Origin of the sequence: Streptomyces sp. 150FB (assembly GCF_000818195.1) — a bacterium.
Taxonomy (GTDB): domain Bacteria; phylum Actinomycetota; class Actinomycetes; order Streptomycetales; family Streptomycetaceae; genus Streptomyces.
On the sequence record NZ_JTHL01000001.1, the window covers coordinates 256,923 to 267,941 of the forward strand.

The 11,019-nt window shown below is 71.0% G+C and carries 10 protein-coding genes and 2 pseudogenes; 8 read left to right on the plus strand and 4 right to left on the minus strand.

The genetic code is table 11. From position 1 onward, the window contains the following. Both QR77_RS46405 and QR77_RS00910 read right to left on the minus strand, forming a co-directional pair. Positions 1 to 206, minus strand: a pseudogene (locus QR77_RS46405) (hypothetical protein); the annotation flags it as partial. Positions 207 to 278: 72 nt separating this feature from the next. Further along, positions 279 to 1,586 (minus strand): D-arabinono-1,4-lactone oxidase, encoded by a 1,308-nt coding sequence (locus QR77_RS00910; RefSeq protein ID WP_040019206.1) that lies wholly within the window; start codon positions 1,584 to 1,586, stop codon positions 279 to 281. A 242-nt stretch (positions 1,587 to 1,828) separates the two neighbouring features. Here QR77_RS00910 and QR77_RS00915 point away from each other — a divergent pair, with 242 nt between their 5' ends. Both QR77_RS00915 and QR77_RS00920 read left to right on the plus strand, forming a co-directional pair. Next, positions 1,829 to 2,533, plus strand: a complete 705-nt coding sequence (locus QR77_RS00915) for a YoaK family protein (protein ID WP_040019207.1) — start codon at positions 1,829 to 1,831, stop codon at positions 2,531 to 2,533. A 20-nt stretch (positions 2,534 to 2,553) separates the two neighbouring features. Further along, positions 2,554 to 3,030, plus strand: a complete 477-nt coding sequence (locus QR77_RS00920) for an NUDIX hydrolase (protein ID WP_040019208.1) — start codon at positions 2,554 to 2,556, stop codon at positions 3,028 to 3,030. A 40-nt stretch (positions 3,031 to 3,070) separates the two neighbouring features. Here QR77_RS00920 and QR77_RS00925 read toward each other — a convergent pair whose 3' ends face one another. After that, entirely contained in the window at positions 3,071 to 3,697 is a 627-nt protein-coding gene (locus QR77_RS00925) for an NUDIX domain-containing protein (protein WP_236710487.1), read from the minus strand. 415 nt (positions 3,698 to 4,112) lie between these two features. On the opposite strand from QR77_RS00925, the pseudogene QR77_RS00930 reads away from it, so the two are divergent. The 5 genes and pseudogenes from QR77_RS00930 to QR77_RS00950 form a co-directional block, all read left to right on the plus strand. Then, positions 4,113 to 4,988, plus strand: a pseudogene (locus QR77_RS00930) (chitinase); the annotation flags it as partial. 164 nt (positions 4,989 to 5,152) lie between these two features. Continuing rightward, positions 5,153 to 6,883 (plus strand): coagulation factor 5/8 type domain-containing protein, encoded by a 1,731-nt coding sequence (locus tag QR77_RS00935; protein ID WP_236711036.1) that lies wholly within the window; start codon positions 5,153 to 5,155, stop codon positions 6,881 to 6,883. 120 nt (positions 6,884 to 7,003) lie between these two features. Continuing rightward, complete coding sequence (locus QR77_RS00940; protein WP_040019209.1) at positions 7,004 to 7,840, plus strand: sulfite exporter TauE/SafE family protein; 837 nt, start codon at positions 7,004 to 7,006, stop codon at positions 7,838 to 7,840. A gap of 176 nt (positions 7,841 to 8,016) precedes the next feature. Next, positions 8,017 to 8,544, plus strand: coding sequence for a DUF4232 domain-containing protein (locus tag QR77_RS00945; protein WP_040019211.1), 528 nt, complete (start codon positions 8,017 to 8,019; stop codon positions 8,542 to 8,544). A gap of 136 nt (positions 8,545 to 8,680) precedes the next feature. Then, positions 8,681 to 9,487, plus strand: coding sequence for a VOC family protein (locus QR77_RS00950; protein WP_052489509.1), 807 nt, complete (start codon positions 8,681 to 8,683; stop codon positions 9,485 to 9,487). 52 nt (positions 9,488 to 9,539) lie between these two features. On the opposite strand, the gene QR77_RS00955 is transcribed toward QR77_RS00950, so the two are convergent. Beyond that, on the minus strand, positions 9,540 to 9,974 hold the full coding sequence (locus QR77_RS00955; RefSeq protein ID WP_040019214.1) for a hypothetical protein: 435 nt from the start codon (positions 9,972 to 9,974) through the stop codon (positions 9,540 to 9,542). Positions 9,975 to 10,336: 362 nt separating this feature from the next. Here QR77_RS00955 and QR77_RS00960 point away from each other — a divergent pair. Continuing rightward, positions 10,337 to 11,019: NAD(P)-dependent oxidoreductase (locus QR77_RS00960; protein ID WP_052488435.1), on the plus strand; the 683-nt coding region annotated here is incomplete at its 3' end.

An 11,019-nucleotide genomic window follows, 5' to 3' on the forward strand; every position in this document is an offset into this window, starting at 1 on the left:
AGCGGGGAGACGGACGCCGAAGCAGGCGGCTGGGCGGGCGGCAGCGCGGCCTGGGACGGGATCGTGCCGGCGAGCGGTGCGACGGGTGCGGCGGGCGCGCTCGTGTTCGCCTCCACGTCGCTGCCGCTCGCCACGACCCACCCCACGGCGAGGAAAGCGACGGCCGCCGACGTCAGGACGGGCAGCGGGAACGGAGGTTTGTACATATGGGGAGGCTAGGAAGACAAACCGCGACCGGTATAGCCCTTAAGTAAAAAAGTAATGACAAACACGGTCACTCAGCCCCGCGCGTGACCGCCGGGGAAGAAGCGTTCCATCAGGGCGTTGCGGAACACACCGCGCGGATCGAGGCGCGCCATGAGCGCCTCGAAGTCGTCGTAGCGGGGGTACAGCTCGCGCAGCCGCTCCGCCGGCGTGGTGAAGAGCTTGCCCCAGTGCGGCCTGACCCCGAAGGGCGCCAGCGCCTCTTCCATCGCGATCAGTACGGGCGTCACGGCGGCCGTGTCGGGGAACCAGGTGAAGTGGAACGCGACCGAGTCACGCCCGTGGGCGGGGCTCATCCACAGGTCGTCGCCGGCGATCGTACGGATCTCACCGATCTGGAGGACCGGGGCGATACGGTCGGCGATCGCGCTCAGCGCCTCGTACGCGGCAGGGCCGTCCTCGCGTGCGACGAAGTACTCGCTCTGGAGTTCCTCGCCGCTGCTCGGGGTGAATCCGGCCCTGAAGTGCGGCAGCCGGGTGTGCCAGGGACCGGCCACGCCCTGCTGTTCCGTGCAGGTCAGCGGGTCCATGCCGGGCACCGGGTGGCGCGGGCCGTCGGCGGGTACGGCGCCGAGCCACTCGTCGGGGGCCGGGCTCGCCGCGGCGTCCCCGACCCGCTGCTTCAGCCACACCTTGTCGGGATCGCCGGCGCGCCAGCGGGTGAAGACGCTGACGCTGTACGCGGCGGAGAGTACGGCGTCGAAGTGGTCGCTCAGTTCGGTGTGGGCGAGTCCCTCGTACACCCACTGCCTGATCTCGTAGGCCGGTACGAGGTCGAGGGTCATCCGGGTCACGATGCCGGCCGAGCCGAGGGCCACCACGGAGCCGGCGAAGTCCTGGTCCCCCCGGGCGAGGCTGAGGAGCGAGCCGTCGGCCGTGACCAGGTCCAGGGCGCGCACCGCGGTGGCAAGCGAACCGTTGCCGATGCCCGAACCGTGGGTTCCGGTGGCACAGGCCCCGGCGACCGAGATGTGCGGGAGCGAGCCGAGGTTGTGCAGGGCGAGCCCCGCGTCGTGCACCGCGTCGGTGAACTCGGCGAAGCGCAGGCCGCCGGAGACCGTGACCGTACGCGCGTCGCTGTCGACCTCGACGGTTCTCGGCAGCCCGGCCACCGAGACCAGGTCGCCCGTCGTGTCGGCGATGGTGTTGAACGAGTGTCCGCTGCCCAGCGCGCGTACCCCGGTGGAGCCGGCGACGATCTCCTGCACCTGCTCCACGGACGACGGGGTGTGCAGCCGTGCGGCGCCGAAGGTGACGTTGCCGGCCCAGTTCGTCACGGCCTTCCCGCTCGGGGTGGCGGACGGTCGAGACGTGGGATGCACGGTGGTCTCCTTCGCTGCGTACGGGGGGTGCGAGGTTCGGATGCGAGGTTCGCGCCAGAAGTTCGGGCGCGAAGTTCTTCGAGCACTCTGGCATGCCGGGAAAGGGGCGCTTCGCGGGGGTTCCCCGTCCGTGACCACGACTGATGCGAGACTGCGCGCACAGAACGTGGGCACACACGACAGCGAGACCGGCGGCGGGACCGGCAGCGGCGGAAGAACAAGACGGGAAGAGGGTGTCCCCTGTGGCTGAGCGGCTTCCGGTGACCCGGCGGTGGGCGGTCGGCGCGCTCCTGACCATGACGTTCGCGACCGGGCTTGTGGACGCGGTGAGTTATCTGCGTCTCGGCCGGGTCTTTGTGGCCAACATGACGGGAAACGTCGCCTTCCTCGGGTTCTCGGTGGCCCAGGACAACGGGCTGCCGGTGCTGGCCCCGATCGTGGCCATGGGGTCGTTCGTCGTGGGTTCGCTGCTCGGCGGCCAGTTCGGCAGGCTGATGGCGGGCGAGCCGCGCCGCTGGATCGCCGGAGCCTTCGCCTGCCAGGCCCTGATGCTCGCCGTGACGGCCGTACTCATCGGTGCGGGGGTGCTCAGCACCGCGAAGCACCACGCGTTCGTTCTCATCGCGCTGCTGGGCCTGTGCTGCGGTCTCCAGAACGCGACGGTCCGCCGGATGGCTCCCCGGGACCTGACCACGACGGTCCTCACCCAGACCGTGACCGGGCTCGCCGCCGACAGTGTGCTCGGCGCGGGTACGGGCGCGAAACCCCACCGCAGGGTGGGATCCGTGCTGACGATGCTCGCGGGGGCGGCGGTCGGCGCGCTGTTCCTGGAGGTGACGGTGGCGGGTGTGGTCGCCCTGGTCGCCTTCCTGGTGGCCGGCGCCGCGGGCGTCTTCGCGCTGGCGCCCGCGGCGGCCGACGTGTCGCCGCCCGTGTCCGAGGGCTGAGAAGCGGGAACCATGGCGAGGTGTCCCATTCCGGAGTCCCGCCCCTCGCGGTCGACGATCGCGGCAACGCCTTGATCTCCTTCGGACGCGGGGTGGAGGAAACACCGCCGTCCGACGCGCCGTTGCCGGCCGCGCTGGTCGCCCTCCGGCACGCGGACCGCGTCCTCATGGTCTTCGACCGGTACCGCCAGTCGTGGGAGCTGCCCGGCGGGCGCATCGAGGAAGGTGAATCCCCTCGCCGGGCGGCCGGGCGCGAGTTGCTGGAGGAGACAGGCCAGGAGCCCGCCGGACCGCTGTGGTTCGTCGGCTACGCTCGGTTCGTCCTGGCACCCGACCAACGAGCCGAGTACGCCGCCTTGTTCGGGGGCCGGCTCACCGCTGTGCGCGACTTCCGGCCCAACGAGGAGATCGCGGCGATCCGTTGGTGGGATCTCACCGAAACACTTCCCGGCCGCCTTCAGCCCCTGGACGCCCACCTCGCCCGGCTCACCCGCTGACCGGGCCCCGGCCTCCTTGTGGCCCGCCGGTCGCTGCGGCTCAGGGCGCGAGGAGTGTCTCCACGCGCGCCAGCGCCTCACGGATGTTCCCCTCCGACGCGGTCCTCCGGGCCTCCTCGGGAAGCAGCCAGCGCAGCGGCGCCCCCGGCCGCTCCGCGCGGGCCGCCTCCGGTGTGTCCGTCGCCAGTACGTAGCGCAGGTCGGCGTGTTCATGGGCGGGCTCGTCGCCCTTGGCGGGGACGGAGACGACCACCACCTGTACGAGCGAGCTGTCCGGCCACGGCGTCAGGTCGGTGAGTCCGGTCTCTTCGGCGCCCTCGCGCAGCGCGACAACGAGCGGGTCGCTCTCGCCCGGATCGCCGTGGCCGCCGACATGCAGCCACGAGCGCATATGTTCGTGCCAGCGCAGCAGCACCCGCCCGCTGCCCGGGTGGACGATCACCGCCGAGGCCGTCACATGCAGCGGGATCGTGCGCGGCCAGGGGTCGGCGATGTCGCTCACGAGCGCGCGTACGCGGGCCACGTCGGCCGCTTCGGCGGCGTCCCGCGCCGTGTAACCGGAGAGTGCCTCGGCAACGTGCCGGCCCGCCTCGTCCATCGCCGTCGCCATGCTCGAATCACCCATCGCCTCGGGACGCGCGCGGATCAGTCCGCGCGGAACAGCCACCGAGGCTACGGATCAAAACGGCCGTTGTCCTGCGGATTTCGGGGCCTCCGGCCAGGGCGCGCCGGGAGGTTGACGCCAAGAGGTGAACGCATACCACGGGCATCCAACCCCTTGACGCCCATCTGACCCACTAGTTAACTCACGTCTTGAATTAATCATGAAGCAGGGCCTGTTGAGCGATCGCCGCACACGTGTTCCGTCGGCGGTGGACGCACGGCCTGCCCGCTCCACACCTTCCCTCCCCCACATCTGGAAGGCCCCCCACATGAGTTCAGAAGCACGTCATGGCGCACGAACGGGAAAGCGCCGTCTGCTGCGCGGGTCCGCCCTCGCGGTCGGCGCGGCTGTCGTCGCCTCCGGCGCCGCGATGGCGGCGAACGCGAACGCGGCCACCGGTGACCAGCGTCCGGCGGCGGCGCCCGGCGCCGTGGCCCCGTACATCTACAACGGCTGGGGCAACCCGCCGGACCCCACCGAGGTCATGAAGGCGACCGGGGTCAACCGGTTCACGATGGCGTTCGTCCTCGACGCCGGCGGCTGCGACCCCCGGTGGGACGGCAGCCGTCCGCTCACCGGCGGCGTCGACCAGCAGACCGTCGACGCGGTGCGCGGCGCCGGCGGTGACATCGTCCCGTCCTTCGGCGGCGCGAGCGGCAACAAGCTGGAACAGTCCTGCGCGGACGCGGGCGCGCTGGCCGGCGCCTACCAGAAGGTCATCGACGCCTACGGTCTGAAGGCGATCGACATCGACATCGAGGGCGACGCCTACAACGACCCGGCGACGCAGCAGAAGACCATCGACGCGCTGAAGCAGGTCAAGGCCGACAACGCGGGCCTGGTCACCTATGTCACCTTCCCCAGCGACCAGTCGGGCCCCGACGACAGCATGATCGGGCGCGCGGCCGACTCCGGTCTTGAGGTCGACGGCTGGACGATCATGCCGTTCGACTTCGGCGGAGCCGGCAAGAACATGGCCGATCTGACCGAGCAGGCGACCGACGGGCTCAAGAACGCCGTCAAGGGCGCGTACGGCTACAGCGACGAGGACGCGTACGCGCACAGCGGGATCTCCTCCATGAACGGCATCACCGACGTCAACGAGACGGTGACGACGGACGACTTCACGGCCATCACGGCGTACGCGCAGCAGCACCACCTGGCACGGCTCTCCTTCTGGTCGGTCAACCGCGACCGGCCGTGCCCGGGTGCGTACCCCAACGACGACACCTGCTCCGGGGTGGACCAGGAGCCGTGGCAGTTCAGCAAGATCATCGCCGGGTTCACGGGCTGAGCCGACCGACAAGGAGGAGGAGAGAAGGCGAACTCGTGAACCTGAACCCGAAAAGCACCGAAGCGGCGGCCCCCGGCCACCGCGCACGCAGGCGGGGCCGCGTACCGGCCGTCGCCGCCGCCGTGGTCCTGCTGGTGTCCGGCGCCGTGGTGGCGCAGAACGCCATGGCGGGACCGGCCGACAGCGCGGCACGGGCGAGCGCGGCACCGGCCGCGAAAGCCCGTATCGGCAAGGCCTTCACCGACCCGTCGGCCGACGCGCCCGACCTCGGCCCGAACGTCGACGTCTTCGACCCGTCGATGTCGAAGGACGACATCCAGGGACGGCTCGACGAGGTCTTCAAGCAGCAGGAGACCAACCAGTTCGGCGAGGAGCGCCACGCGGAGCTGTTCAAGCCGGGCTCGTACGACGCGAACGCCAACGTCGGCTTCTACACGGAGGTCGCCGGGCTCGGCCTCTCGCCGGACGACACGAACATCAACGGCGCCGTGCACGCCGAGGCCGACTGGTTCCCGCCGCAGAACGCCACCCAGAACTTCTGGCGTGACGCGGAGAATCTGGCGGTGACACCGACCGGCGGCGCCGACCGCTGGGCCGTCTCGCAGGCCGCGCCGTACCGCAGGATGCACCTCAAGGGCGACCTGGCGCTCGACGACGGCGGCTGGGCGAGCGGCGGGCTGCTGGCCGACAGCAAGATCGACGGCCAGGTCAACTCCGGGACGCAGCAGCAGTGGCTGTCCCGGAACACCGAGTGGGGCGGCTGGACGGGCTCCAACTGGAACATGGTCTTCGTCGGGGCGCGGAACGCGCCGACGGGGAACTTCCCGAATCCGCCGTACACCACGGTCGACCAGACGCCGGTCTCCCGCGAGAAGCCGTTCCTGTACATCGACGACGCGGGCGCGTACAAGGTGTTCGTACCCGCCGTACGGAAGAACTCGACCGGCACATCCTGGTCGAACGGCGCCCCCGAGGGCACGTCCCTGCCGATCGCCGACTTCTACATCGCCAAGCCTGGCGCCACCGCCGCCGACATGAACGCGGCGCTGGCCGACGGCAAGAACCTGCTCGTCACGCCCGGGGTCTACCACCTCGACCAGACGCTGAAGGTGACCAGGCCCGACACCGTCGTCCTCGGTCTCGGCCTCGCGACCCTGACACCCGACAACGGCGTCAGCGCCATGTCGGTGGCCGACGTCGACGGCGTACAGCTCGCGGGTCTGCTCATCGACGCGGGTACGCAGAACTCGGCGACGCTGATGGAGGTCGGCCTCGACGGCGCGAGCGCGAGCCACGCCGGCGACCCGACGGCGCTGCACGACGTGTTCTTCCGGATCGGCGGCGAGCATGTCGGCAAGGCGTCGAAGAGCCTGGTCGTCAACAGCTCGGACGTCATCGGCGACCACCTGTGGATCTGGCGTGCCGACCACGGCGACGGGGTGGGCTGGGACCAGAACACGGCGGCGAACGGGCTGACCGTGAACGGCGACGACGTCACGATGTACGGGCTCTTCGTCGAGCACTTCCAGCAGGACCAGACCGTATGGAACGGCGAGGGCGGCCGGACGTACTTCTACCAGAACGAGATGCCGTACGACCCGCCGGACCAGGCCTCCTGGATGAACGGCGACACCAAGGGCTACGCCGCGTACAAGGTGGCGGACTCGGTGACGTCCCACGAGGCGTGGGGGCTGGGCAGTTACTGCTTCTTCAGCACCAACCCGGCGGTGGTCGCTGAGCATTCGTTCGAGGTGCCCGACACCCCTGGCGTGAAGTTCCACGACATGGTCTCGGTGTCGCTGGGCGGGACCGGCACCATCAGCCATGTCATCAACGGCACGGGAGGACCGGCGGACAAGACGAACCAGGTCGCGAACGTCGTCAACTACCCCTGAGAGACAGCCCTGTTGAACGGGCCACAGGTCGGGGGCGGGCCCCCGGGACCCTCCGCGGAGTCCTGGGGGCCCGCCCGTGTGCCCGCCCGTGTAGTGGGGCGCCTATGATCGATAGTTGGCATGGACACCATTTCTGTATGGGGATTCGTCGCGCTGGCGGTGGCGGCGACGCTCGTCGGCTTCTCGAAGACAGCCGTGAGCGGCGCCAACACGGTCAGCCTCGCCGTCTTCGCCGCCGTACTCCCCGCCCGTGAGTCGACGGGCGTGCTGCTGCCCGTCCTGATCGTCGGCGATGTGCTCGCCGTGCTCACCTACCGGCGGCACGCGCACTGGCCGACGCTGTGGCGGCTGTTCCCCGCGGTCGCCGTCGGGGTCCTGGCGGGGACCGCTTTCCTGCTGCTGGCCGACGACGACGCCGTACGCACGTCCATCGGCGCGATTCTGCTGCTGATGGCCGGGGTCACCGTGTGGCGGCGCCGGAGCACCATCCGGAGGGAGAAGCAGGCCGAGGCCGCTGAAGCGACAGAGCCCCCGGAGACGCGGCAAGCGGCGGACGGGGAGAGCGCGGCGACGGACGGGCCGGAGGGTACGCGGTCGCAGGCCGGCCGGATCAAGGCGCGTCTCTACGGGGTGCTCGGCGGCTTCACCACGATGGTCGCCAACGCGGGCGGCCCCGTCATGTCGCTGTACCTGCTGTCCGCGGGCTTCCAGAAGCTGGGCTTCCTCGGCACCTCCGCGTGGTTCTTCCTGATCGTCAACACGACCAAGGTGCCTTTCAGCGTGGGCCTGGGCCTGATCGACGGGCGCTCGCTGCTGCTGGACGCGGCGCTGGCGCTGTTCGTCATACCCGGCGCGTTCATCGGCAAGGCCTGTGTGAACCGCATCAATCAGCGTCTCTTCGAACGCCTGGTGATCGCGGCGACGGTGCTGGGAGGCGCCGAACTGCTGCTGCGCTGAGCACTACGGGAGGGCGGCAGAGCGGGCCTGCCGGGCGGAAGTTGAGATTCCGTCACAAGTGTGACCGTGATGTCCTCATGTGTCCGAGCGGTGCAACCTCCGCGGTGGGTCGCGTGTCACTTCAGAGACCTGTTCGGACACCTGTCGAAGAAGAAACAGAAACGGGGATCTCTCTGATGCACACGCACTCCATCCTCTCCGCCTCCGCCGCTGCCGCCGTCGCGGTCGTGCTGGCCACCTCCGGCGCCTCAGCCGTACCGGCACGGGCCGCTGCCCTGTCCGACTGCCGCGCCGGGTCGGTGACCGCGTCGGCCGCGCCGTCGCCCGTCGCCGACTCCGTCCGTATCCGCGTCACCAACCGGACCGGCAGAGCCTGCGTCGTCGACCAGATCCCGACGGTCACCTTCGGGGACCTGGACGGCGCCGCGCAGCCCGTGCCGTGGTGGACCGAGAGCGCCCCGTACACGCTCACCGCGCACGGCTCCGCGTACGCCGCCCTGCGCACCATCGGCCCCGCCGCCGATGACTCCCGTACGGTCTCCTACCTCACCGTCTCGGGCGCCGGGACGCCCGAGGCCGGGGTCCGCTTCAGCGCGGCGTCCGTCGGTGCGCCCGGCGGCATCAGGGTCTGGGAGCCGATCACCACCCTGTGGCAGGCGAGCGGCGCCGCGGCGGACGCGGCGCTCGCCGACGCGGTCGGCTGACCTCGCCGATGACCTCCCTGCCGCTCCGGGGGACTGTCCACTTCCACCCCGGGAAGAGACGGGTTGGGGGCCTGGCAGAGTAGAGGCACCAGGCAGGCAGCAGGGCGTCGGACAGGGTGGAGTCGCAGTGAGCGGTGTGGAGCAGGACAAGACCGATTCGCAAACGGTGGCCGGGGCACCCTGCTGGGTGACTCTGCTCTCCCGCGAACTCTCCGCCACCCAGGCGTTCTACGCCGACGTCCTGGGCTGGACGTACCGGGCCGCCGGTCTCGGCGACGACTTCCGGGTCGCCCTGACCGACGGGTCGCCGGTGGCGGGCATCGGCGCGCTCGCTTCCTCGCTCCAGGTCGCCGTCTCCTGGACGCCGTACTTCGCGGTCTCCGACGTCGACGAGGCGGCGGCCAGGATCAGGGAGCGCGGCGCGACCGTCGCCGTGGGGCCGCTGGCCTTCCACACCGGCCGCGCGGCGCTCGCCACCGATCCCGACGGGGCGGCCTTCGGGATCTGGGAGGGCGCGGTGCGCTCCGACTGGACGGTGGGTCGGGGCAGCGCGCCTGCCTGGCTGGAGCTGCGGACGCGCGACGCCGCGCAGGCCGCCAGGTTCTACGGACAGGTCCTCGGCTGGGCGCCCGAGGCCGAGGGCGATTTCACCCTCGAACACAAGGAGGACCACTCGGTGCTGCGGCAGGACGGCCATGTGCTGGCCAAGATCCGCGGCGGCGGTGTCCAGGCCACCCCGGACCCGCAGATCCGGCCCCGCTGGCACGTCTACTTCCGGGTGCCGGAGGTGACCGGGGCCGTGGAGGCGGCGGTGCGCGGCGGCGGCAAGCTGATCTCGCCGCCGGAGCCGTCGTCCACGCTGCCGGCCGCGGCGGAGTCGACCGTACGGGAAGCCACGCTGCGCGACCCGGACGGCGCCCTGTTCACCGTCACGTCGGGCTGACTTCTGGTCGTGGCGGCCCGGGCCGCCACGACCCATCACCTCACCGGGGCTGTCACGGGCGGCCCAGCGCCCATCCCGCGACATCGGCGAGGCGCCCGCGCCAGATCGGCAGTTCGACGGCGGCACCGACCCCGCCCGTCGCGAGGGTGACGTTGCGCAGATGGATCCAGCGGGGAAGGTGGTGCGCCCCGGGCCGGCCGGTCAGTTCGTCGACCGCCTGGTCCACGGTCTCGGGGAACCGTGACAGCAGACCGGAGCTGACGCTCTCCACCTGGCGCATGCTCTGCGCCCAGTCCGCCTTCCACGCCTCGCCGGCGATCAGATCGCCGTGCACCACTCCCCCGGGCACGTTCAGAGTGATCGGCAGCGAGGACCGCTGGTCCTCCTCCAGCAGCCGGATGAGCATCTGGAGCTGGATGTCGGGCACCGGTTCCGTGAGGGTGGGTGCCGGGTCCTGGGCCGTCGTCCGCTCGGCGGAGTCGTTCATCTGATCCACGCTTCCCTGTCGTTCTTGGTGTTGCTCTTGGTGTGGTTCTTGGCGTTGGTTCTTGGCGTTGGTTCTTGGCGTTGGTTCTTGGCCGACCTGGCTGTGCTGCCGTCTGATCACGCTCTGCCCCCGCAGCGCCGAAAGAGTCTCTTTTCCGCCCGTCGGCGAACAGCGGAGCAGGGACAGGTGACCCGAACGGGTGATCGGGCACCGGTGAGGCTCCCAGGAGGCGGGGAACGGCCGACGGCCCCGGCCACGCGCGGACACGGCGCTCCTGCTGATGCCCGGTGTTCCCACCCGGGGAATGCTGGCATTCCCCGGGGACGACCGGGCCGCGCCCACGTGACGAGAGGACTGCCGCGATGCGTATCTTCCTGGCCGGAGCCACCGGCGTCATCGGCCGCCGGCTGCTGCCGCTGCTGATCGAGCACGGGCACGACGTCACCGCGCTGACGCGGCGCACCACCGACGCCGAGCAACTGCGCGCCCGGGGCGCCGAGGTGGCGGTGGCGGACGCGTACGACCCCGAGGCGCTCGCCCGTGCCGTCAGGCACGCGGCGCCCGACGTCGTGATGCACCAGCTCACCGACCTCGCGAACGGCAGCAGCGAGGCCACCGCGGTCATGCGCAGGACCGGCACCCGCAATCTGACGGATGCCGCCGTGGCCGCGGGCGTGCGCAGGATCGTGGCGCAGAGCATCGCGTGGGCGTACGAGGGCGGGGGCGCGCCCGCGAGCGAGCTGACGCCGCTCGACCTCGACGCCGAGGGGCCGAGGTCGACGACCGTACGGGGAGTCTCGGTGCTGGAGGAGACGGTGCAGGAGGTGCCCGAGTGGGTCGCGCTGCGGTACGGGGTGCTCTACGGGCCCGGTACGTGGTACACGACCGCGGCGCTGATGGCCGAGAAGGCGCTCGCCGGCGAGCTGACCGCCGACGGCGACATCACCAGCTTCGTCCATGTCGACGATGCCGTCGGCGCCGCCGTGAGCGCCCTGGAGTGGCCCTCCGGTCCGGTGAACATCTGCGACGACGAGCCGGCGGCGGG